The organism is Bacteroides reticulotermitis JCM 10512 (genome assembly GCF_000517545.1).
GTDB lineage: Bacteria > Bacteroidota > Bacteroidia > Bacteroidales > Bacteroidaceae > Bacteroides > Bacteroides reticulotermitis.
Genome location: NZ_BAIV01000003.1, coordinates 147,498 through 171,956 on the forward strand (window position 1 = coordinate 147,498; position 24,459 = coordinate 171,956).

A 24,459-nucleotide genomic window follows, 5' to 3' on the forward strand; every position below is an offset into this window, starting at 1 on the left:
TTACTCTTCTTTATTTTCGCCAGCTTCCCATACTCGGTCATAGAAGTCATTACAAGCATCCGCATAATTATCCGGTTGTTGATAATCGAGTACTAGTTTACCGGATTGGCGTGCATATTCTATGATAGATTGGTCAGCGTTTTCGCTATTTTGTATTACTCCGTCCGAGTAATCGACACCTAGTTTGCATAGAGTGGCATAGTTAAATGGTTCTTGCAGTTCAGGTAAGTCTTTTTTGGTAATGCCTTTGAGCATCAGCTTATTTTCAAAGCCTTCGCTGAAGGAGCTTTTGAAATCATCTTCGTATACGGAAAATACCACTTTTGCATTGCGGAAAGATGGTTCGTCTTTATACGCTTTTTTAATATAAAGCGGGGCCAATGCAGTCATCCAGCCGTGGCAGTGGATAACATCCGGACACCAACGAAGCTTCTTCACGGTCTCCAATACACCACGTGCGTAGAAAATAGCACGGTTGTCATTGTCGTCATATTCTACGCCGTCTTCATCGGTTGTTTGCAAGCGGTTTTGAAAATAGTCATCATTGTCGATAAAGTATACTTGCATACGTGCTGACTGTATAGAGGCAACTTTGATGATGAGGGGATGATCGGTATCGTCAATAATCAGATTCATACCGGAGAGACGAATTACTTCATGCAATTGGTTTCTGCGTTCATTAATGTTTCCCCACTTGGGCATGAAGGTTCTAATTTCACGACCTTTTTCTTGGATAGCCTGTGGTAGGTTTCTACCTATATCGGCCATTTCGGATGCTGAAACGTAAGGTGTAATCTCTTGTGTAATAAATAAAACTTTATTCGCCTTTGTCATAATAACAATCGTTCTCTGATAATATTCTGCAAAGATAGCAAAAAAAAGGAACTTTAAACAGCTTATTCTTTCTTTATGTGGCAAATATTAGTTTATTTTGCAGAGTTTTTGCAAACGACTGAAACATTAATCGAATAGAAAAAATGAAAGTTATACACACTATCAAGGACTTGCAGACCGAGTTGTCGAGCCTAAGAGCCCAAGGTAAGAAGGTGGGGTTGGTGCCCACAATGGGGGCTTTACATAGTGGACATGGGTCATTGGTGAAGCGTAGTGTAAGTGAAAATGGTGTTACTGTAGTGAGTATTTTTGTTAATCCCACTCAATTTAACGATAAAAATGATTTAGCTAAATATCCGCGTACTGTGGAGGCAGATTGTGTCTTATTGGAGAATTGTGGCGCTGCATTTGCGTTTGTTCCTTCGGTGGAAGAGATGTATCCGCAGCCGGATAATCGCCAGTTTAGCTATGCACCTCTGGATACTGTGATGGAGGGAGCATTCCGTCCGGGGCATTTTAACGGAGTATGCCAGATTGTTAGTAAGCTTTTTGATGCGGTGCAACCCGATCGGGCTTATTTTGGCGAAAAAGATTTCCAACAGTTAGCTATTATCCGGGAGATGGTTCGCCAGATGAAGTACAACATCGAAATCGTGGGATGTTCCATCGTACGTGAAGAAGACGGACTGGCGCTGAGTAGCCGTAATAAGCGTTTATCTGACGTGGAACGCGAAAATGCACTGAATATTTCCCGCATTTTATTTAAAAGTCGTAACTTTGCAGCGTCTCACACAGTAAGTGAGACTCAACAAATGGTGGAAAGTGCCATTGCAGATGCGCCAGGACTACGTTTGGAGTATTTCGAGATAGTAGATGGTGATACACTGCAAGAGATTAGCGACTGGGAAGAGACCTCGTATGTGGTAGGCTGTATAACAGCTTTTTGCGGTGAGGTTCGACTCATTGATAACATTAAATATAAGTTCTAAATTTTAAAAAAAAGACGAAACCCTTATGATGATAGAAGTGTTGAAGTCGAAAATTCATTGTGCTCGCGTTACAGAAGCGAACCTGAATTATATGGGTAGCATCACGATCGACGAAGACTTGTTGGATGCTGCTAATATGATTCCCGGTGAAAAAGTGTACATTGCTGACAATAATAATGGTGAGCGTTTTGAAACTTACATTATTAAAGGTGAGCGGGGTTCAGGTAAGATTTGCTTGAACGGTGCAGCTGCGCGTAAAGTGCAACCGGATGATATTATTATTATTATGTCATACGCATTAATGGATTTTGAAGAGGCTAAGTCGTTTAAACCGACTCTTGTTTTTCCCGATCCGACCACGAACACCGTAGTCGAGTAAAAAAGAATTTAATCTTTTACAATAATGAAAGAATCCTTGATCGTATCTTAATCAAGGATTCTTTTTGTTTTCCGGCTCGATCGACAAATTCTGTCTGCCGAGGGGATTTGCTTTTTCTTTAAATTGTTTCATTCTCCTTCGTGTTGAAGGAAGATAATATAAAAAAGGACAGCTTTTACCGAAAGACGATTCGGGTATAGAGAGCTGTCCTTCTTGTAATTTGTTTTTAGTTCTGTAATTGCTCGTGCATTGAAGCAGCCGCTTTCCGACCGTCTCCCATGGCTAGAATAACCGTAGCACCACCGCGAACGATGTCTCCACCGGCATAAATCATGGGGATTGACGATTGCATGTTTTCATCTACAGTGATGGTTCCCCGGCGACCGACTTCCAAACCTTTGATCGAACTCGGAACAATTGGGTTGGGAGATACGCCAACGCTGACAATTGCTAAGTCGATATCAATCGTTTCGGTTGCTCCCGGAATAGCTATCGGGCTACGACGTCCCGACTCATCAGGCTCTCCCAATTCCATCTTCTGGAGAATGACTTGTTTGACACGTCCCAGTTCGTCAGCCAAGTATTCAATTGGATTGTGCAACGTCAGGAATTCGATACCTTCTTCTTTGGCATGTTTCACTTCCTCAAGACGTGCAGGCATTTCTTCTTCCGAACGACGATAAACAATCATGGCACGTTCGGCACCCAGGCGTCTGGCGGTACGGACAGAGTCCATTGCGGTGTTACCACCACCGATTACCGCTACTCGTTTACCCAGTGTAACCGGAGTATCGGAATCTTCGCTGGCTGCGTCCATCAGGTTGACACGAGTCAAGTACTCGTTGGAAGACATGATGTTGATTGAATTCTCTCCCGGAATATTCATGAAGTTAGGCAATCCGGCACCGGAGGCCACGAATACGCCTTTGAATCCTTCTTCTTTCAGATCGTCTACGCTAATCGTTTTTCCGACAATACAGTCTTTGATAAACTCGACACCCATCTTCGACAGGTTATCGATTTCAACATCGACAATGTTGTTCGGCAGACGGAATTCAGGAATACCGTATTTTAGCACTCCGCCGATTTCATGCAACGCTTCAAATACGGTTACGTTGTATCCGTATTTAGCCATGTCACCGGCAAAAGCCAGTCCGGCTGGACCCGAACCGATAACTGCTATTTTGATGTTGTTCTTCTCAGCGATAACCGGAACCGAAATTTGTCCGCTCTCGCGTTCGTAATCGGCTGCGAAGCGTTCCAAGTGTCCAATGGCCACCGCTTCTTCGTTCATCTTGAGGTGGATACATTTTGATTCGCATTGTTTCTCTTGGGGGCAAACACGACCGCATACAGCCGGAAGGGCGCTTGTTTCTTTCAGCGTTTTGGCAGCTTCGAGAAATTCGCCGCGCTCTATGTATTTAACGAACCGGGGGATATCGATACCTACCGGACATCCTTCCATACATCCCGGGTTGGCACAGTCCAAACAGCGCTTGGCTTCTGTAACAGCTTGTTCGGCTGTCAGTCCCTGGTTAACCTCTTCTTTCTTGCTGTGAGAACGGTATTCGGGATCAAGTTCATTCATTTCTACCCGAGGGATAGTCGTGCGCTCTTTCGCTTTCATAGCTTTGCGTAGTTCGAGACGCCAAGGCGCATTGCGCGTTTTATCGTCTATCTCTTTAGTTGCTTCACATTCGGGTTGAAGCTTACTCATTTGTTCGCGTTCGATGCTTTTGAATGCGCCCATACGTTTGAGCATCTCATCAAAATCGACCTGATGACCGTCGAATTCGGGACCGTCTACGCAGACGAATCGGGTTTTTCCTCCTACGGTGATGCGGCAAGCACCACACATTCCTGTGCCGTCCACCATGATGGTGTTTAGCGACACGTCGGTAGGTATTTCATATTTCTTGGTTAATAAGCAGACAAACTTCATCATGATGGCGGGGCCAATGGCGAAGCATCTATTTACTTTTTCGCGTTTAATCACTTCTTCTACTCCTTCGGTAACCAAACCTTTGCGTCCGTACGAACCATCATCGGTCATGACAATTACCTCGTCAGAGCTTTCGCGTATCTCTTTTTCCAGGATAATCAAATCTTTGCTTCGTCCGGCTAATACCGTGATGACCCGGTTACCGGCAGCTTTTAAAGCTTGTACGATCGGGAGCATCGGGGCAACACCTACACCACCACCGGCACATACCACAGTACCGTAGTTCTCGATGTGAGTTGCTTGTCCCAACGGACCGACTACATCGGTGATATAATCACCTTCATTTAGTTCGCACAGGCGCGTGGAGGAGAGTCCTACTTCCTGTACAACCAGTGTGATAGTGCCTTTTTGGATATTAGAACCGGCTATAGTCAAAGGCATACGCTCCCCTTTTTCGCCTACACGTACAATCACAAAGTGACCGGCTCTACGTGACTTGGCAATCAATGGAGCTTCAATTTCTAGTTTAAACACTTTTTCCGAAAAGCGTTTCTTTGCTAATGATTTTGTTCATCTTTATTTTGTTGGAATTATTACGTAACAAGTATCAGATTGATATTATTTGAGCAAAGATACAGCAAATTTGGAAAAACAAAAAAGAAAGCCACTCTTTTATTGAGTGGCTTTCGGAATATTGAAGTGTTAATATTTAGTCGATTATGTCGAATCCGCAATAAGGGACCAAGGCTTTTGGGATTCGGATGCCTTCGGGCGTTTGATTGTTTTCGAGCAGTGCGGCAACAATACGTGGCAATGCCAACGCAGAGCCGTTGAGTGTGTGGCAGAGTTCTGTTTTCTTTTCTCCGCTGCGATAGCGACATTTCAAGCGGTTGGCTTGGTAGGTGTCGAAGTTAGAGACTGAGCTAACTTCCAACCAGCGCTGTTGTGCTTCAGAGTATACCTCAAAGTCGAAGCAGAGTGCTGCGGTGAAACTCATGTCGCCACCACATAGGCGGAGAATGCGATACGGAAGTTCCAACTTTTGCAGTAAGCCTTCCACATGATCGAGCATTTCCTGATGAGATTGCTGAGAGTTCTCCGGTTTATCGATACGAACCAATTCCACTTTGGAGAATTCGTGCAGACGATTTAAACCACGCACATCTTTGCCATACGATCCGGCTTCACGACGGAAGCATTGCGTATATGCACAGTTCTTGATCGGTAGTTGCTTCTCGTCCAGAATTACGTCCCGGTAAATATTGGTCACGGGTACTTCGGCAGTTGGGATCAGGTATAAATCGTCCACCTCGCAATGGTACATTTGTCCTTCCTTATCAGGTAGTTGTCCCGTTCCGTAACCGGAAGCGGCATTGACAACCGTAGGAGGCATGATTTCAAGATACCCTGATTTGCGTGCCTCTTCCAGAAAGAAGTTAATCAGTGCACGTTGTAATTGCGCGCCTTTTCCTTTATATACCGGAAAACCGGCTCCGGTGATCTTGACTCCTAAGTCGAAATCAATCAGATCATATTTCTTGGTTAGTTCCCAATGGGGAAGGGCGTCTTTAGGAAGTTCGGTTTCCATTCCACCCATTTTCTCTACTACATTGTCCTCGGCATTCGTACCTTCGGGAACGCTTTCGTAGGGTATATTGGGAATTGTGTAAAGTAGATTCTGCAACTCGGTAGCTGCTTCTGTCATGGCAGCATCCAACTCTTTATTGACCTCTTTCAGTTCGGTAACTTGGGCACGGGCAGCTTCCGCTTCTTCTTTCTTGCCTTCTTTCATAAATTGACCGATCGTGCGCGAAAGTGAGTTTACCTCTGCCAGATTGTTATCTAATTGATTTTGTGCACTACGTCTTTTGTCGTTGAAAGCGATAACTTCATCAATCGTTTCTTTAGCATTCTTGAAATGCTTCTTTTCCAGTCCGCGGAGTACCGCCTCTGTATCGTCTGTAATCTGTTTAATGGTCAGCATATCTATACTTTTTATGTACTTTCTTTTTGCGATCACAAAGATAAGGAAAAAACGAACAATCCGTAAAAATAAGGGCATATAATTGCGGGTGCCCGATAAGGCCCATGTATGCACATGGGTGCAAGTAAACCCTGTTTCGGCACGAATTGAAGCATCCAATTGACTGGAATCAACCGTTCAATTGAAGTAAGTTGAATACTTGTTTTAGGTAAGTCGAGTCTTTGATTCAACTAACTCGATCTGTTGGAACTAGTTAACTGATTTTTAAGTTGTTAATACCTACATGCTAGGTTGTTAATGCTTGAGAGTTTGATTCTCTTGAACTGAGCGCATAATTATAGAGAATAGGGAAACTAATTAAAAAGAGCCTGATCTTTTAAAAAAACATCAGGCTCTTTCAATGAAAAGATCAGGCTCTTTTTAAAAAACATCGAGATCTTTTTTGGGGAAGAATTCGATGTGGAGTTTGGTTTCTTTTGTGTTTTAGTAATCTTCTCTCTTCCTCCTACATGCAAGAAAAAATATTTTATCTCTCATGGTCTCATTGTTTGTGTGTTAAGTGTCAGATAATCAAAATGATAAAGAATGAGAGATACTTTTGAAAACTGGTATCTCTCATCATTTTCTCGTATTTTTGCCTCTTTTTTGGCTTATCTCTCATTCATTTTGAGGGATCTCTCATTCTTTTTTGAGTACTGCTTAAGTTTCGACTCTTTTGCACCCCGTACCATATCCATGCAGCTATTCTGTGTCTATGTTTTCATTTTTGGAGCTTGAGAGAAGTACTTTGCATAATGATACAACACGCTTATGACTGAATCACTTTTTTGTGTATTGTTCAGTATATCAATTGATTACAATGCGCCTTCTTTTTCTCGATCCTTTTATTCTGAGGAGTGATAGCTATTGTTTGCTTCCCCCAAAAACAGAGTTTTCATTTCACCAAATAACTCTATTTAAGAACCGTATCGTGCGCAACTATTCGTGGATTTAAGTAGTCTTTCTTTATGTTTATTCCCTTCTATTTCCTGTTGCACATATTGTGCGACGGCTGTTCCATAGTATGTGCGACAGGTGTTCCACAATATGTGAGTCAGCTGTTCCACAGTTGTGGAACAGGAAATATTATGGGCAAAGATGCCTTTTACTAGGTGTTTGCGGCTATCTGCCGGGATATTTTGCCAAGTACACAGTCTTCGGAAATCGGTATTATCTGTTGAAAAGATCAGTATCAGAAAAGAAGGCGCAATATATTGAATTGTCAATCAGTCTTTTATGGGAAAAAGTGACTATGACATGATGTGTTCTTACATGTTGTCACACTCCTAATTTCTGTATTTTACTAGTCAGTCTGTCTATAGATGCAGTCTATCCGCTGGAGTTCACATTGATCGGAGTTAGGGGAGAACCCTTTTTATGATAAGTAATGGGGTGTGGCGTGGTTATATATAAAAAAGCGGAGATATAATCACATGGATTACATCTCCGCTTTTAATTTATTCAGTTGTGCTATTATGCTTCTTCAGATGCAGGAATAACAGAAACATATCTTCTGTCTTCTTTACCTACTTTAAAGCTAACTGTACCATCTACTAAAGCGAAAAGAGTGTGGTCTTTACCCATACCCATGTTGTCACCTGGGTGGAATTCAGTACCTCTTTGACGAATGATAATGTTGCCTGCTTTGCAAACTTCGCCACCAAATATCTTAACGCCTAATCTTTTACTTTGCGATTCGCGGCCGTTCTTAGAACTACCGACACCTTTTTTATGTGCCATTTCTTCTTACTTTTTAAAATTGATTAAGCTACTACTTCTGTAATTGTTAACTCAGTGAACTGTTGACGGTGACCGTTCAGTTTTCTGTGACCTTTTCTTCTTTTCTTGTGGAAAACCAAGACTTTGTCGCCTTTAACCAAGTTTGATACTACTTGGCAAACCACTTTCGCGCCTTCTACGGTCGGAGCACCTACAGTAATGTTACCGTCTTTGTCTACCAATAGAACTTTGTCGAATTCTACAGTTACACCGTTTTCTGCACCTGCGATGTGGTGAACGAACAATTTTTTGCCAGCTTCTGCTTTAAACTGCTGACCGTTAATTTCTACAATTGCGTACATCTTATATATAATGTATAAGTTAGCTCCGGCAGGTGGTCTTTAATCACTTAAAGGACTCTTTATCGAACCTGTTGCGGAATAATCGGGCACAAAATTACAGTTTTTATTTATCACATACAAATGTTTCTTCGCTTTTTTGTTGCTGAAATAGAACGTATTCGGTCTCTTTGACTGCGTTTTTGTTTTATTTGCACGGTTTGTCGAGAATATACCGCTAACTTGAGTTTGTTGAGCAAGCGCTTTATAGATGCAGCAGTATCCCGTTTTATTTGATCGGCTCCACTGTGTACCCACGTAACTTCAATAGATTCAATAATCCTTTATCTCCCGGCAAATGTAAAGCGCCGACTGCAACGAAAGTAGGAGCTTCTTTCATGATAACATCTAACTTTTTCACCCACGCCTGATTTCGTTTATCATTCATGGCGGCTTCTTCTTCCGGCAATGGGTCACAGGAGTCATTATTCCGTTCCCGGCTTATCAGGAGTATTTTGTCCAAATCCTGTTTCATATACGCTTCCGTTGCAACTCTGAGTTGCTCTACCTCGGCGTCGATATTTTTGAGTGTGCACATTAATAATTGAGCTTGCCGGGTGAGGGAAGTGCTATTGTATAACAGATTAAATTGAAATTCGGGTGTTTCAAGTCCTTCCACTTTCTTACCTTCCCGCAATGCTTCGGTCTGAAAGTAGGTGTCTAATTGTTCTTGTGGGTTGAAGCCCCCGATATGTTTTACGTAGGCCATTACTACGATGTTGTTTTGCAGAGCAGCGGGCTTGAGCTTGGGAACGACTGCCAGATCCAACCGTAGGTTCTCTTTGCTGAATTTGTTAACCAGTTCATATTCTTCCGCGCCCAAGAGTGATTGCAGTGTCGTATCGCTTTGAATCATCATCTGTTGCTGCATCTTTTGCATGGTTGTGGCGGACTGAATATCCGAGATTTTCAACTCACCATATACTTGACGAGTCGCTTTTAACGCTTCCGGCAAACCGGCAATGCTATCTTTGATGCTAAGTGGAGCCAGGTGATGTGTACCGATAATGTATGAGGGGCTTTGCAGTCCGTTACCCGATACTTTCCAAAGGATTTGTGCATGTGCGCTTAAAGCAATGCACACAAAAAGAATTGTTCCTACAAATGTTTTCATACCTGAATTTATTTATGCCGGAATCGTTAGCGGAGCCTTCCGCCGGATATCCAGTGTTGTGTGTAATAACGTTCGCTGAGGTTGCTGATAATAACGCCACTGCTGGTGCTGGCATGGATGAATTTGCCGTCTTTGAGGTAGATACCGACGTGGGCGGGCTTCCTACCGGACTGATTGCTGGTGAAAAAGACCAAATCACCTTCGCGTAGATTGCGTTTGGGTACTTTGCTACTTTCGTTTTTCTGTTCGTCTGTGCTGCGGGATAGTGAGGTGCGGTATACCTTTTTATAAAGTTGGGTGGTCAGACCGGAGCAGTCGGTTCCTCTTTTAGAATCACCTCCGGGCCGGTAGGGGGTACCGATCCATTCGGATGCTTCTACATATAGTTTGTGGTTGTCTTCTAAGTTGATATCCATGCCCAAGCGCACAGATGCCCGGGCTATTGCTTTGTAATCGAGACGTGGAGCAGTGGTGCGGCAGGAGCTGAAACTGATAGCGATTCCTACCAATACAACGAGCTGTATCGCATACTTTCTGATCATTTTTTCATTCGGTTATATTAAAGTAATCTTCTAATTCTTTTTCCGCTGAATTGTTTTCATTGACAATGTCGCGCAGGAGTATCCCGTTTTCTAGTAGAGCAATGCGTGGGCACACATCTATTGTATGGTTAAGGTTGTGACTGGAAATGATGACCGTAGCCTGATGCTCTTCGTTGTACTTCTTAAGCAAGTTCTTGATAACGGACTGCGAACTGGGGTCGAGGAAATTGAACGGTTCGTCCAGAATCAGTAATTGCGGATGATGAAGCATGGCCGAAATAATCCCAATCTTTTGTTTGTTCCCGGCAGAGAAGTTGCGGATGAGCTTTTTAAGTCCGATCACTTCGCCATTCATGAAGCGTCCGAAGGTTAGAAGCCTTTCATCGACCTCTTCTTTTTTCAAGCCATACATCTTTCCGATAAAGTAGAAGTACTCTTCGGGCGTGAGGTAGTCGATCAGGAATCCGTCGTCGATGAAAGCGCCGGTGAACTTTTTCCAGTCCTCATTCTGGCTGACATCGATACCTTGAATAACAACCTGGCCTTCGTCTGTTTTCAGCAAGTCCAGCATTAATCGGAAAAGAGTGGTTTTACCGGCACCATTATTACCAACCAGCCCAAGCATTTCGCCTTGGTTGATTTCATAGTGTGCAATGTCTACGGCTGTTTTTTCGCCGAATTTCTTTAAAAGTTTATCAATGATAATCACAGGTTCTGTTTTTTAAAGGTTAATCACTCTATATCTTACTGACGCTGTCTCGGAAACCTTCCATGTTTGCATATCGCCGGCTCATAAAGCGTCGGTATACATTCTGTATCCATAACGGTGAAGTCAGGGTAAAGCCCAGTCCGACTGACAACAAGATGATGTAAGTTATTGTTTCCCCTAATAGGGCATTCAATGTACTGAACAGAATGAGCGGTATACCGAAGGCACCAAAGTTGATAAGCATTTGGAGTCCACTGTTCGATTGGCGACCGGTTACTTTCTCATTCAGGCTACGGTTTGTTTGTTGTATACCGCCAGTTGAAAGAAACAAAAATAAATAAAACCAATGGTATAGAAAAACCAGGCGAAAGCGCCCAATAGTGTGAGTTTACCCATCACAATGGCCGGAATCATTAAGACGAACGGAATGATTTCGCCAATTGAATATATATAGTATTTTGCCTTCAATAAATTGAAGATCGATTCTTTTCGAGACATTAGGCCGTCGATATAGTTCCCCTCGAAAGACATAATCTGTGATAGGATGATCATACCGAAAACGGCAAAGTTGTATACACATATAAATGAGGTCATAAAGCGCCCGTCGTATACAGTCGAGAAACTGAGTATACTTGAAAAGGCGAGGACCACAATCGCTACACTTCTCAACGCACCTTTACAACGGCGGTTGCGTAGCAGCATTTTTAATTCCAGGCGCATGTATTCGCCTATTTCTCCATAACGTTCGAAAAACTTATATTCCGAAACGTGTTTGATCTGCGAGTCATCCACTTTAGCCAGTTCCGCATAAATCAGTTTGGACATGATTTGGCGATTGATTAGCCATAAAAGTAGTGTGACAAGTAGTATGCTTAAAAAATAAAGAAGATTTCCTTGGATAAATCCTTCTCCTAAGTTCATGAAGAAGTAGAAGAGGAGACTGTCCTTGGGGATAAAGATGAGGCAGCCTATTCCCGCATAGAATGCGATAGGCAATAATACCCACCAGATAGCTTCACTGATTAGCGTCCGGCAGAGCAGGTACCAATAATTATTGGCAATAATAAGTAACCAGATCCCAATGAGGTAGGCGAGTACGCCCATGACTCCGAAGAATTTGGGAATCGTAATAATAGAGAATGGTATAAAAAGAAAGAGCCAGATGAGGTTGAATGTGCTTATTCCGGAGCGGATAAGCAGAAAGTCAATAAGGCGGTTGCGATTAACCGGCAGCAGGAGGTAAGGTTTTACCTCCTGTGTCGGTGTTTTTTGAAATGGAATACGCATCAGAAAGTCCAGTGCCAGAATGAAGATCAACACAGCAGCGTTCATCACATCGTATGGTTCCCGATTGGGAACCATATCTGCAAGACCGAATGCAAGTGATGTGCCGATAAATATCAGGTAACCGGCCCAGAAAACTCCCATGACATAACCGAGTATTTTGGCAAATTTGTTTTTGTCATACATCGGGTGCCTTTTAGTTGCGAGCTTTCCCTGTTTGCGTAATTCATTAAAAAATGTCATCATAAATAGATCGTTGAAGAAATATTATTATTTTTCTTCATCAGGTGCAGTCATAACAACCTGAATCTTATTGTTTTCTTTCAGTAAGTTGGCCAAGAAGTGCTGTACATCTTTAGCGGTAATGCTATTTAGTAAAGCTTCGTAGTTCTTGGTACAATCAACGCCTGTGTAGAAGTATTCGTCCATGTTATTCAACCAATAACTATTTTCTTTCTGGCTATCTTTATACTTCTTCAACATATACTCTTTAATCTTCTGCATATGTTCGGCCGACGGACCTTCTTTGCCCATCTTATTCAATTGTTCGGTAACAACTTCCGCAAGTTTATCTTTCTTAGCCGGATCTGTTTGGAAAGAGATCTGCAATACAAGACGTTCTTTCGGATACTTACTTAAGCTACCATCGCAGCTTACACCGTATGTACCTCCTTCTTTTTCGCGGATTTCAGCAGTATAAACCATGTCTAAAGCTTGATCCAGGATGCTGAGCAACAAATTGTTGCGTAAGTCATATTTGCAATTGGCGCTGTACAAGAATAAGATTGTAGCCATCGGCACTTCCTGCTTCTTGGCAAATTCGGTTTTGTACACTCCCTTGCGGATTTCCATCTTCGTATCTTTGAATGTTTCTTTGCGCTTGATGGCTGGAAGTCCTCCCAGGTATTTAGCGATCAGCGGTTTTGCAGCTTCCAAGTCAACATTTCCTACAAAGTAGAACGTAAAGTCGCTTGCATCTTTGAAGCGATCGTTATACATATCCAGAATACGGTCGTAGTTGATTTGGTCTACCAAATTTTCTTTCATTCTGAATGCACGCGGATGGTTGTTGTATAATACGTAGGAAACCGTATCACCAAATGCACTCATCGGGTTTGCGTCAGAGTTTTGCAAGTTCGCTTTTAAGCGGTTCTTATACGATTCAAATGCTTCATTATCTTTGCGTGGAGCGGTGAAAGTAAGATAAGTGAGCTGCATCATTGTTTCGAAATCTTTGGGAGAGCATCCACCGGTAACTGCTTCTGTGTTACTACCGATACCTGCATTAACATTGGCGCGCTTACCGGCAAGAGCTTTGCTTAAGTCGACATTGTTGAAATTGCCAAGTCCGCCGATTGAAGCGACTGCATTAAGTTGAGATATGTCCAAAATCTCTTTGTCGGGGAACAAGCTGCTACCACCTAAGCTGACGCCTTTCATCATAATCTGATCTGCTTTGAAATCAGTTGTTTTGATATAAACAGTCACGCCATTAGATAGAACGAGCTTCGTTGTTCCGTAAATGTCGTTAGCCTTTTCAGACACAATTTTGCCACCTTGGGGCTCTTTAGATAGAAGTGGTTCGTTAGATACCTTATCTTCATAAGGTTTCAGATCGAACGTTTTGATATCTTTCAGCAAAGAGGCAATCCATTCTTTAGTTGGATAAGTAACACCTTCTTTTTCAGGAGCGGCAAGCAGAACGACCTGGTTTTCATCCGTTACAAGTTGCTGCATCATCTGATTAATCATCTCTACCGGGATGTTCGGTGCTATCTGATTGATCAGTGTATACTCGAATTCAATACCCGGCATCGGTTCTTTGTCAAGGAAGTGACTTACATACTCGCTAACAAATGAGCCGCTTTTCACTTTTTCACGTTCGTTGTAGGCCGATTCTACACTTTGCAGGTAGTTGGCGCGGGCACGGTCGTATTCGGTTTGAGTAAATCCGAAGCGGCGAGCACGTTCGGCTTCTTCCAGAATCGTTTTCATCGCCAATTCAACACCGTCAATCTTACTGCTGGCATCTAACTCGAATGAGTTCTTTGTTTTAGCTAGGAAGTAATTTCCATAACCTGCACGAGCACCAGTGAAAGGAGGATTGGCAGTTTGGCTGAGTTCGGAAAAACGTTCGTTAAGCATTGTCATAGCCATGCTGAGTACGTATTGTGTAGCATAGTAGCTAATCGTATTCTTCACGGAATCCGGTGTCGCTTCATGTTTAAAGAAGAAGCTCATGGAAGGGCTTGTTACTTCTTTATCCGTACCAATATAGATAAGAGGAGCTTTATTGTCTTCTACCGGGTAGTAAATACGTTCGGCAGCATGAGACGGAGTTTTCACATCCGCGAATATCTTTTTCAGTTTAGCTTCAGTCTCGTCGACATTGATGTCACCAACGATGATGATCCCTTGCAAGTCCGGACGGTACCATTTCGCATAATAATCGCGAATATCCTGATAAGGGAAGTTGTTGATTACATCGATACTACCGATCGGCATACAGTCTGCATATTTGGAGTCCGGATACATAGTCGACTGAGCATTGGTATAAATACGCATCATTCCACTGTTACGGCTTCTCCATTCCTCACGGATCACACCACGTTCCTTATCGATTTCTTTATCCGCAAGATTGATAGCACTCGACCAGTCATGCAGAATCAACAGGCAAGAGTCAACTACGTTGATATTGTCAGTCGGAACATTGCTGATATTATATACTGTTTGGTCTACACTGGTATACGCATTCAGGTTCGCTCCGAATTTGATACCCTTTGTTTCACACCAAGGAATGATACCTAATCCGTTTTTGTCACCAGGGAAGTGTTTGGTTCCGTTGAAAGCCATATGCTCCAGGAAGTGTGCCAAGCCACGTTGTTGCGGCTCTTCGAGAATCGAACCTACTTTTTGTGCAATGTAGAATTCGGCGCGCTTCTCGGGCAATGCATTGTGACGGAGATAATAGGTCAGTCCGTTAGGGAGCGTCCCAATGCGGACATTTTTGTCAACAGGCAACAGTTGCGGCTGTTGCTGCGCCACGGTTTGTTGGAAATTGCAACAAAGGATAATTGCTGCAATAAATAAACCACGTAATAAATGTTTCATGCTCTGTTTGATTTTAAAAGATATTTTGTATACCGACATTTGTCGGTAGTCGTCGTAATAAATCACAAGATAAAGAAAGAAAAATAGAATTGATGAGTCTGTCTTTTCGAGAGGCGGCTTTTTGCTATGAATTAATAGCTTCCCTGATTCTGACAAGTTTAGTCAATAATTCTTCCAGTAAATCGAGTTGCAGCATATTGGCCCCATCGCTTTTGGCTACTGCCGGGTTTTCATGCGTTTCGATGAATACACCGTCAGCTCCTACGGCAATGCCGGCTTTAGCTATGGTTTCAATTAACTGAGGCATACCTCCGGTAACCCCACTTGTTTGGTTAGGCTGTTGAAGCGAATGCGTGACATCCAGAATCACCGGGAAACCAAATGACTGCATTTCGGGGATGCTGCGATAATCGACCACCAAATCTTGGTAGCCAAAAGTCGTGCCGCGCTCAGTCAGCATTACATTATTATTGCCTGCTTCCACTATTTTATCGGCAGCAAACTGCATAGCCATGGGCGAGAGAAACTGTCCCTTCTTTATATTGACTGTTTTTCCGGTTTTGGCGGCAGCAACCAACAAATCGGTTTGACGACAAAGGAAAGCGGGGATTTGGAGAATATCTACATACTCGGCGGCCATATCTGTCTCAGTTGCTGCATGAATATCGGTAACGGTAGGGATACCAAATGTTTGATGTACTTTTTGCAGCACTTTTAGTGCTTTCTCATCCCCAATTCCCGTAAATGAATCCAGGCGTGAACGGTTTGCTTTGCGGTACGAGCCTTTAAATACATAGGGGATTTGCAGTGTATCGGTGATTTTGACGATTCGTTCGGCAATACGCATTGCCATCTCTTCACCTTCGATAACACAAGGACCAGCTAATAGAAAAAAGTTATTGGCTGGGTTATTCTTTAATTCGATCATACTTCGTTGCTGAGGTTTTAAGCATCGGATTTGCTTTCCGATGCTCTTTTAATGTTATTAATTGGGTATAATTATGGTAGCTTTTTCAGGTAGTATACCTATTTCCAACGGGAAATGCTTGGGTAGAATCCGTCCATCTAAATCGACGGATGCACTTTGAGCCCGTAACACTTTTACTTTTTTAGTTCGGTAAGACTTGACCACCTTATGATTGAGAATACGTCCTTGGATGAGCATCCATAAACCGGAAATGATTTGCAGAAACTCCGGACGGTAGATAACTGAAACGTCTAACCAGCCGTTGTAGGGAACAGCACTCGGTGTTTGACCCCATCCCCAGGCACTTCCAATACAGACTGTCATGATTCGGCCACGGATATGTTCGTCATTGATGCGTAGATGCATCCGGTAGAGTTTGCGTTCCCATATCAATGAGAATAATGCGGCTACGTAAGAGAGGAACTTAACTCCCCAGAAACGCTTGGTCTGGTCGGTGATTTTGACTATTCTCGCACCTAGGCCTATATTTACCGCATTGAGAAAATAGCGGCGTTGATGCTTTTCTCCATCATAAAAGTTACAATATCCTACGTCAATCTTCTTACTTCGGTGGTTGATAATACAATCGACGGCTGCTTTGTATTCGGTGTTGAGTTCCCAGTATCTGGCAAAGTCATTTCCGATGCCATTGGGAATAATTCCGATCGCAATGTTCTCTTTGTTTTCAGCATCGGATAGCATTATACCGTTGATTGCATCATTTAACGCGCCATCACCTCCTACAATAACGATTGTTTGATAACCGTTATTAGCGAGAATCTTGGAAAGTCGTTCCACAGAACCGAAACCTTCGGATTGTATGTAGTCGTAGGGAACCCCCTTCTCCTCCATATATTCCTTGATCTCTTTCCAACGCTTCTGTACCTTGCGGGTACCGGCTCTCGGATTGTAAATTACGCCCCATCTTTCTGGTTCTACACTCATGTTGGGTTCCTCTTCTAATAGTTAAAACTCATTTTTCTTTCCTACCATTTAGTCCTCTTCGGTTATGTACATCGCAAAATACGCTCAATGGTAAGACGACTCTGCTCCGATCTGTAGATTACCAATTGTCAGAAGTTGGATGAATTATCGAGTAAATATCCATACACCGACGGCAAAGATACTAATTCTCTTGCAGTATCCCTTTCACAAAGGCAATCTTTTCTTCCATTGGCAGTTCGGCACTGAGCCAATGAATCATAAATCCTTTTCGCTCCATACCTCGAAACCAAGTCATCTGACGTTTGGCGAATTGGTGAATAGCTGTCTCCAATCCTTTAAACATCTCGTCGTAGGTAAGTTCCCCCAGTATAAATTGGGTCAAAAACTTGTATTCCAAACCATAATAAATCAGATCTTCCGGGGCAGTACCCTGTGCGATGAGCTGGCGTACTTCGTCTATCATACCTTCCTCAAGGCGTTGCTTTAAACGGCGAGTTATTTTCTCACGTCGTAAATCGCGGTCGATATCTACACCGATAATCAGGCTATTGAGTTGAGGAAACTCCCGTTCTTGTACCGGATGTTCTCTATAATATTCTTCAATTTCGATTGCCCGGATTGCCCGTTTCGCAGTATCCACATCAGTCGAGTTGTGCAAACTTTTATACTGAGCTAGCATTTCGGTCAGTTCCTCCAACGATTTATCGGCTAAACGAGTCCGCAATTCTTGATTTTCCGGTACAGGTATGAGCTTGTAACCTTTCAATACAGCTTCCAAGTACAGCCCAGTGCCTCCACATAAGATCGGAAGGAGTCCTTTCTGCCGAATGGTTTTGTATGCTGCCAGGAAATCTCGTTGATATTCAAATACATTGTACTTGTATCCGGGGTTAGCTATATCTATCAGGTGGTAGGGGATGGTGTGTCCCCCGATGGTGTAGTCTGCTAAATCTTTACCCGTACCAAGATCCATGTGACGGTAGATTTGCCGGGAGTCCGCACTGATAATTTCGGTATTCAGTGTGTAGCCCAAAGCTGCGGCAAAAGGAGTTTTCCCCGAAGCAGTAGGTCCGAGTATGGTGATTAAATCATAGGTCGGCATAGTTGAGCTTTTTGTTATACCGGCAAATTTACGAAATCTTTTTAAATCCGCTGGTATTCAATTGTTTTTTTGTCATGAAGCCTGTCAGCTTAACTCTTGTGCATCCAGATGGAAAGCACTTTTCGTTTAACAGCCAGAATGTTGATTACAGATACCAACAGGAACAGGCATATGCCCAAGCATATAGCCGGCCATAGAGTTCCGGTTTCCAGTTGTGGAAAGAGTAGGCGGATTGTTTCCGTATAATAGGTTCGGAGCCATGCTACCAAGCCGATTGATAATAGTAAAACGAAAACGTTAAGTCCAACTGTTAAGACTTGATAGGGTAGGGCCACTTTACCGGGGCTATACCCGATCAGGAGCAAACTTTCCAGCTTGGTTGTGTTCTTTTGGAGCAGTAGGAATATGCTCAACATCAGAATATAGAATGAAAGTACGCTGATAAGTAATCCGACTACTAATACAATACCTACGATTAAGCGTAGGAAGTAAGACGTTTTGCCGGCATCCAGTTTGCCGTCCTCCGTTTCATATCCTTTTTTCTGAAAATAGCTGGCTATGGAAGCATCGGCAGGATTCTTTACTTCAACGATGAGGCGAGCCGGTTGCGCGTTCGTTTCCGGAGAGAAATTCCTGTTAGCCCATTCCATGAATGATTGAGGTACCAAGATGGTATTCAACCGGTTCGAAAATCCGACTATATTTCCTTTGTATTGCTCAACTTTTCCATTGCCTTGCATCCGGATATCCATCTGGATTAGTCCCATTAGGCCTTCCGAAAGTTTGGGTAAACTACGACTTTGAGCAAAACCGAAATTATAAAGATTCAAGTAGTTGCGGGGAATGATGATTGGTATGGTATGGCTGCTTTCATCAAAGTGCCATTTGTCTAGTTTGATATCGATGAAAGGGTCCGGTACCGATTCAAAGAACATATCGGTTGATAGGCGGATTCCGGCCTCTTGCATACCCAATCCTGCTGAAACTTTGAACTGTGAGGGTGTAAACACGCCTATGTTCTTGGCGAAGTTTTGTTTTTTTAGGTCGGCAATGTCTTCGGGAGAGAACGTATTGCTCTTTCCGGAAAAAGAACCGAGGGTACTGATCTTTTTAGTTGCGATGATGTAATCCTTCTTCATAAAACTGTCTCCTTCGGTAAAAACAGGAAGTACATCTTTATAGAATTGTACACTGAGTAATACAATCATCATACCGAATAAGTTGGCGAAAAAGAAACCAACCAATTGGCCGATGCTGATATGTTGGCGGAGAAGTTTCCAGACGAGGGTATTCATGCTGTGTATATGTTTAATGATGAAACGAGTCTTTTAGGTTTATACCGGCTGTGCGAGTCGGATGCAAAAGGGAACGCTGTTTTTCGATTATAACCTGAGAACCTTGTGATAGGGTAGCTCAATATGTTTACCAATAGAAGTGACAATGACTCCCGCACCCTGCTTTTCAGCTTCGGTACTAATGAGTTCGCCCATGATTCGACTGTTCTCATCGTCCAGATGGCTGATGGCTCATCGAGAAAGAGGAAATCGAACGGTTGACAAAGCGCCCGGATAAAAGCGACCCGTTGTTGCTGTCCGAAAGATAGTTTAGCGGCTTTTACATTCAATTTATCAGCGATACCTAATGTTTCGAAGAAGGCTTGTATCTCTTTCTTCTTTTTGTAGCCGGTCAACTGATTTTTAAGTTGTATGTTTTCAAAAGCAGTCAACTCACTAAAGATGCGAAGGTCTTGATAAAGCATACTCAGCGATCGCTTTCGTAACTCGACCCAATCCTTGATGGAGCAAGCTTTAATGTTTGTCTCATCGAAGTTGATTATGCCTTGGTAATCGTTGCGGTAACCATAGATATAGCTACACAGCGAAGACTTCCCTGTGCCGGAGGCTGCTTCTATCAGATACATTTCCCCTTTTCGGAAAGTGAGATCCTGATGCCATACATCCGAACTCACAGAATTACGATCAGCAAACACTTGGGGAAGTGTTTGCTGTAGATGGATACGATTCATTCCGTTTGGTTTACATAATTATAGGCCGGCAAATTGCTTGGCAAAATCGACAATCTGTTTGAGGGCATTTGTATCTTTATCTTTCAGGCAAAGTTCGACTGAGGAGGTTTCACCTTCGGAACTAGCCGACAAATACGATATCTTAGAAGCGAGATTGGCATACATTTTAAATTCTTCACCGCCGAATCCGGTTAGCATTTTAACAACCGGGAGGTCGAGTATAGCTTCCGTGTTAACAGCCATAAAAGTTGTTTTACCTTTCATGTCCGAAGCATAAGGAGCGTCTTTGATCGACTTGTCGGATGGCTTACCAATGCTTTTGTAAAGGATTTCATCGTTAGTCGCATACAGTTGCTTATCCTTGATGCCGAAGAATATATTCATGCCTCTTGTCTTGAATACATATTCGTCTTTACTCAACTGAATAATATCATCTCCTCGGCCTAAGCCAAATTCTGTTTGTTTTTGTAGAGAGTTTCTAAGGCATCTCCACTCTTAACATCGGCATACATCATAAATGTAGGTGCGCTGTTCATTGTCACATTCAGCAGTCCGATAGAGACATCACCGTTGAATGAACTGAATATACCTTTCACTTCATCTGCTTTCGCAATCGATACTGTGCTGCGGAACTCTTCATTCTCGCTCAATATCTTATAAAGCCCTTCGCCCTTTACTCCGATGTTAACAAACGCCAGGGTTGAGGCAGGGAAGTATTTGACAAACGTGCCATTTGTTTTAGCGAAAGAGTCTTGTTGCTTCTTTAGCAGTTCTTTTACAGCCTCATTCTCCGTGTAGTTCTCTGTTTTGAGTGCAATTTTGCCTTTCTCAAAAGCTATGCCCCCAACAATTGTGATGTCTTCCGGCTTGATCTCAGCAGGAAGACCAAAACTGATTTGGCGACTGTAACTCGCTGGGATAGCTGCCATGGATGCAAAGAAGTTGATGTCGCTTTTTTGCTTACTCATTTTTTGAAAAGCCCCCGATTTACTAATACTATTATCGGCCGACTGCTTCATCAGGTTAGTGATTCCTTTTTGCGCATCTTCTACCTGCGAAATTCCGTTTAGCGTGACAATCATAGCCGTAGCGTGATTGAAGGCAAGTAAACCACCGTCTATGGCTACATAGCTATATCCGTCACCTTCGGCTACTGCCGGGCAAACTTGTTCTTTGGCCATTACATCTAGAATTGCATGCAGATTGTCTTCATTGTTCACTTTGGCAACCAATGTTGGGTAGGCGAACGTTGGCGAAGTGAATATATAAAATGGAGATTCTATATCAAGTCCCGACTCGTTCGGGTTTTTAATAATCTTTTCTATCTGTTGGAAAGAGGCTGCGTTCATGCCACTCTTCAAAGCTTCTATTAATTTCTCTTTAGCCGCTTCGTTCTCTTTACTGTCGGCACCTGCATGTTTAAGCAGAGATTTCAGGTTGATGGATGCCACTGCCGAAGCGTCGGCCGGTATCACACTTGTATACTCCGATGTTTTGGAACATGCTGCAAGCACTACAATCAGTACCGCAAGTACTGAGAATCGTGAAATCATTTTCTTTACCATAGTTATATATATTAAATGTTATTACTGATTAAGCTGGCTCATCGTGTGGCATGCGACTAATGCCGCCGTCTCCGTTCGTAGTCTTGACTTACCCAGACTAACAGGAGTGAATCCTAACTCAATTGCTTTGCTCACCTCCTCTTCACTGAAATCGCCTTCAGGGCCGATCAGCACCAGTGCGTCTTCCCCTTTGCGTAAGACATCTTTCAGTAAAGGCTTTTCTCCCTCATAGCAGTGAGCGATGAACTTTTGCCCTTTGAACTCTTGCTTGATGAAGCGGTTAAAATCGATCATCTCGTTTAATTTAGGAAGTCGGGCTTTAAGGGATTGCTTAATAGCGGAGATTACTATTTTTTCAATACGTTCCGTTTTGATCTGCTTGCGCTCCGAAAAGCGGGAGTTGAGGAATGTCAATTCGTCAAAACCTATTTCGGTCGCTTTCTCGGCGAACCACTCATTGCGATCCATGTTTTTGGTTGGTGCCATTGCTATATGAAGGTGGCAAGGCCATAGAGGTTCTTGAAAAGTTCTCTCTTTGATCGTTACCAAGCAGCGTTTGTTATTGGCTGCACAGATTGTTGCCTGATAGAAATACCCTTTACCATCAGTCAGTGTTATCTCATCGCCGGCAGTCAGCCGTAGTACGCGTGTGCAGTGTTGTGCTTCTTCTTCAGGAAGTTCGTTTTTGGTCTGTATGTCAGGCGTATAAAATACTTGCATCTTACTTATTACGTTGTTTTATCTCGTCGCGAATTCGGGCTGCCAATTCATAGTTTTCTTCTGCTATGGCTTCTTTGAGAGCTTGTTCTAACGATATGTTCTGAGGAATTTCCGTACCTGTTTTTAAAAGTCGTTTACCCGTCTCTCCCTCTTCCATTCCATTTTCCTCTTGCGAGATCCGCAAACATTCTCTTTCTAAAATCGAGTTGTAAATGAGGATCGGGCATTGAGCACGGACAGCTAAAGCTACTGCATCTGATGTGCGAGAATCAATGCGGAAGACCTCTTCATCTTTTTTCAGGTAGACATACGAAAAGAAAACGCCTTCTTCTGCTTTATAGATAAGCACTTGCGTTAGTTGTGCATTCAAGGCGTCGAGGCACGTGATGACAAACTGGTGTGTCAGAGGGCGGGGAGTAGCGATGCCTTTTAAGAATAAGGCAGTCGACTGGGCTTCCGCTGGGCCAATGATAATGGGAAGTTGGCGGTCTCCCTCCACTTCACCCAACACCATGGCATAAGCACCTGCTTGTGCTTGACTATTAGTTATATTTAGTACTTGTAATTCTATCTTTTTATCCATTTTCTATTTGTTTACTTTCTCGGGTTGGTGCTTGTATTTGAATACCAAGGCAAACAAGATACCAATCACTAAGGCATAAGCCGCAAAAATAAACCAGATTTCAGGCACTCACGGCTAATCAGTTTGCCGTCGGAGTATACCGAGAATGTATCAACAATTGCACCACTGGCATATCCTCCAATAATTGCACCCAACCCGTTGGTCATCATGAAGAAAAGCCCTTGTGCACTGGCACGAATCGAAGAACTGGTTTCTTGTTCAACAAACAACGAGCCGGAAATGTTGAAGAAATCAAAGGCCATGCCATAAACAATCATGGATAATATCAGCATCCATAGTCCGGATCCCGGGTCACCTAGGCCGAATAATCCAAAACGGAATACCCACGCAAACATACTGATAAGCATCACCTGCTTAATACCAAAATGGCGTAGGAAGAAAGGAATGGCGAGGATGAATAGAGTCTCCGACATTTGGGAGATGGAAAGTAATATTACGGAATGTTTCACACCAAAGGAATCAGCGAATTCGGGTATGCTGGCAAAGCTCCCAAGGAAAAGGTCACCGTATGTGTTGGTGATTTGAAGAGCAGCTCCTAACAACATGGAGAAGAAAAAGAAGATAGCCATTTTCTTTTTCTTGAATAGCACCAATGCATCTAGCCCAAATGACGAAAGCATTGATTTGTTTTCACTCCTCGTGGGAGGACAAGCCGGTAGGGTGAACGCGTACAAGCCTAAGAGTAGAGCTGATGCTCCTCCTACGTAGAGTTGTGCACTCGAGTTTTTGAATCCGGTGAGGTCTACAGCCCACATGGCACAGATAAATCCGATTGTGCCCCATACGCGAATTGGAGGGAAATCTTTGATTAAATCACAGTTATATTGTTCCAGAGCATTGTAGGATACTGTATTGGCAAGAGATAATGTAGGCATATATACCAATAGGTTTAGTAGCATAGCCCAATACATTTGATCGTAAGTAGTAGCGGTAGACGCATATAAAAGACAAGCAGCTCCGGCGATGTGGCAGATTCCGTATAGGCGCTCGGCATTGAACCATTTGTCGGCAATTATACCTATGATTCCCGCATAATAAGTGACGCAATTCCCATTGTCGCAAAGATCGCACCTATTTGCCCACCTTCAAAATGAAGTTCTCTTCCCATATAGCCACCCAGCGAAATCAACCATGAACCCCATACAAAGAACTGGAGGAAGTTCATTATAATTAAACGATTTTTTATGCTCATAACTCTTTTACTATGCGTTCTTGTTTTGTTAATAATAACTGCAAATATACGATTTTCATTGAATGGTCGTACAAGTAATGAGATAAAATATGGTGGGGTAGGTATATAAAAAAAGAAGGCTATCTATCCCAGACAGCCAATCTTTGTTAACCTTAAATCTAATACCATGAAAAACACAGTGCAAATATAAAGCCTTTTATGTTATGAAACATAGTGTTTGGCTAAATATCTTCCGTTTATTAGCATTAATTAACT

16 protein-coding genes and 5 pseudogenes are annotated in these 24,459 nt (G+C 42.9%); 2 read left to right on the forward strand and 19 right to left on the reverse strand.

Annotated elements, in window-relative coordinates; genetic code table 11:
• On the reverse strand, positions 1-834 hold the full coding sequence (locus JCM10512_RS02505) for a glycogen/starch synthase (protein WP_044160143.1): 834 nt from the start codon (positions 832-834) through the stop codon (positions 1-3).
• 143 nt (positions 835-977) lie between these two features.
• On the opposite strand from JCM10512_RS02505, the gene panC reads away from it, so the two are divergent.
• Together panC and panD are read left to right on the forward strand one after the other, a co-directional pair.
• Positions 978-1,823 (forward strand): pantoate--beta-alanine ligase, encoded by an 846-nt coding sequence (gene panC / locus JCM10512_RS02510; protein WP_044160145.1) that lies wholly within the window; start codon positions 978-980, stop codon positions 1,821-1,823.
• A gap of 25 nt (positions 1,824-1,848) precedes the next feature.
• Positions 1,849-2,202: an aspartate 1-decarboxylase gene (panD, locus tag JCM10512_RS02515; protein WP_044160147.1), complete on the forward strand. Its 354-nt coding sequence runs from the start codon at positions 1,849-1,851 to the stop codon at positions 2,200-2,202.
• Between the two features lie 226 nt (positions 2,203-2,428).
• Here the strand turns inward: panD and JCM10512_RS02520 are convergent.
• The 18 genes and pseudogenes from JCM10512_RS02520 to JCM10512_RS02605 all read right to left on the reverse strand — a co-directional run bounded on the left by JCM10512_RS02520 (position 2,429) and on the right by JCM10512_RS02605 (position 24,204).
• Positions 2,429-4,718: pseudogene (locus tag JCM10512_RS02520) on the reverse strand (bifunctional dihydroorotate dehydrogenase B NAD binding subunit/NADPH-dependent glutamate synthase).
• A gap of 135 nt (positions 4,719-4,853) precedes the next feature.
• The gene (serS, locus tag JCM10512_RS02525; protein ID WP_044160151.1) at positions 4,854-6,128 is read right to left on the reverse strand and encodes a serine--tRNA ligase; all 1,275 of its coding nucleotides are present in this window, start codon (positions 6,126-6,128) and stop codon (positions 4,854-4,856) included.
• A 1,512-nt stretch (positions 6,129-7,640) separates the two neighbouring features.
• Positions 7,641-7,907 carry a 50S ribosomal protein L27 gene (rpmA, locus tag JCM10512_RS02530; RefSeq protein ID WP_044160153.1) on the reverse strand — a complete coding sequence of 89 codons (267 nt, stop codon included), beginning with the start codon at positions 7,905-7,907 and terminating at the stop codon, positions 7,641-7,643.
• Positions 7,908-7,930: 23 nt separating this feature from the next.
• Positions 7,931-8,248 (reverse strand): 50S ribosomal protein L21, encoded by a 318-nt coding sequence (gene rplU, locus JCM10512_RS02535; protein ID WP_044160155.1) that lies wholly within the window; start codon positions 8,246-8,248, stop codon positions 7,931-7,933.
• Positions 8,249-8,513: 265 nt separating this feature from the next.
• Complete coding sequence (locus JCM10512_RS02540; RefSeq protein ID WP_044160158.1) at positions 8,514-9,398, reverse strand: TraB/GumN family protein; 885 nt, start codon at positions 9,396-9,398, stop codon at positions 8,514-8,516.
• A gap of 26 nt (positions 9,399-9,424) precedes the next feature.
• Positions 9,425-9,940, reverse strand: coding sequence for a C40 family peptidase (locus tag JCM10512_RS02545; protein WP_148298235.1), 516 nt, complete (start codon positions 9,938-9,940; stop codon positions 9,425-9,427).
• 4 nt (positions 9,941-9,944) lie between these two features.
• Positions 9,945-10,649 (reverse strand): ABC transporter ATP-binding protein, encoded by a 705-nt coding sequence (locus JCM10512_RS02550; RefSeq protein ID WP_044160160.1) that lies wholly within the window; start codon positions 10,647-10,649, stop codon positions 9,945-9,947.
• A gap of 28 nt (positions 10,650-10,677) precedes the next feature.
• A pseudogene (locus JCM10512_RS02555) lies at positions 10,678-12,176 on the reverse strand (DUF5687 family protein).
• 27 nt (positions 12,177-12,203) lie between these two features.
• On the reverse strand, positions 12,204-15,044 hold the full coding sequence (locus JCM10512_RS02560) for a M16 family metallopeptidase (RefSeq protein ID WP_044160295.1): 2,841 nt from the start codon (positions 15,042-15,044) through the stop codon (positions 12,204-12,206).
• Positions 15,045-15,168: 124 nt separating this feature from the next.
• The gene (kdsA, locus tag JCM10512_RS02565) at positions 15,169-15,972 is read right to left on the reverse strand and encodes a 3-deoxy-8-phosphooctulonate synthase (protein ID WP_044160163.1); all 804 of its coding nucleotides are present in this window, start codon (positions 15,970-15,972) and stop codon (positions 15,169-15,171) included.
• A gap of 57 nt (positions 15,973-16,029) precedes the next feature.
• The gene (locus JCM10512_RS02570) at positions 16,030-16,956 is read right to left on the reverse strand and encodes a diacylglycerol/lipid kinase family protein (protein WP_044160164.1); all 927 of its coding nucleotides are present in this window, start codon (positions 16,954-16,956) and stop codon (positions 16,030-16,032) included.
• A 181-nt stretch (positions 16,957-17,137) separates the two neighbouring features.
• The gene (miaA, locus tag JCM10512_RS02575; RefSeq protein WP_044160166.1) at positions 17,138-18,058 is read right to left on the reverse strand and encodes a tRNA (adenosine(37)-N6)-dimethylallyltransferase MiaA; all 921 of its coding nucleotides are present in this window, start codon (positions 18,056-18,058) and stop codon (positions 17,138-17,140) included.
• A gap of 89 nt (positions 18,059-18,147) precedes the next feature.
• A complete protein-coding gene (locus JCM10512_RS02580; RefSeq protein ID WP_044160168.1) occupies positions 18,148-19,353 on the reverse strand; it encodes a transporter in 1,206 nt (401 codons plus the stop codon).
• A gap of 87 nt (positions 19,354-19,440) precedes the next feature.
• Positions 19,441-20,084, reverse strand: a pseudogene (locus tag JCM10512_RS02585) (ATP-binding cassette domain-containing protein).
• 18 nt (positions 20,085-20,102) lie between these two features.
• Positions 20,103-21,649 (reverse strand): annotated as a pseudogene (locus JCM10512_RS02590) (DUF4836 family protein).
• A 21-nt stretch (positions 21,650-21,670) separates the two neighbouring features.
• Positions 21,671-22,369: a 16S rRNA (uracil(1498)-N(3))-methyltransferase gene (locus tag JCM10512_RS02595; RefSeq protein ID WP_044160170.1), complete on the reverse strand. Its 699-nt coding sequence runs from the start codon at positions 22,367-22,369 to the stop codon at positions 21,671-21,673.
• A gap of 1 nt (position 22,370) precedes the next feature.
• On the reverse strand, positions 22,371-22,952 hold the full coding sequence (locus JCM10512_RS02600) for a bifunctional nuclease family protein (RefSeq protein WP_044160171.1): 582 nt from the start codon (positions 22,950-22,952) through the stop codon (positions 22,371-22,373).
• Positions 22,953-22,955: 3 nt separating this feature from the next.
• Positions 22,956-24,204: pseudogene (locus JCM10512_RS02605) on the reverse strand (nucleoside permease).
• Between the last annotated feature and the right edge of the window lie 255 nt (positions 24,205-24,459).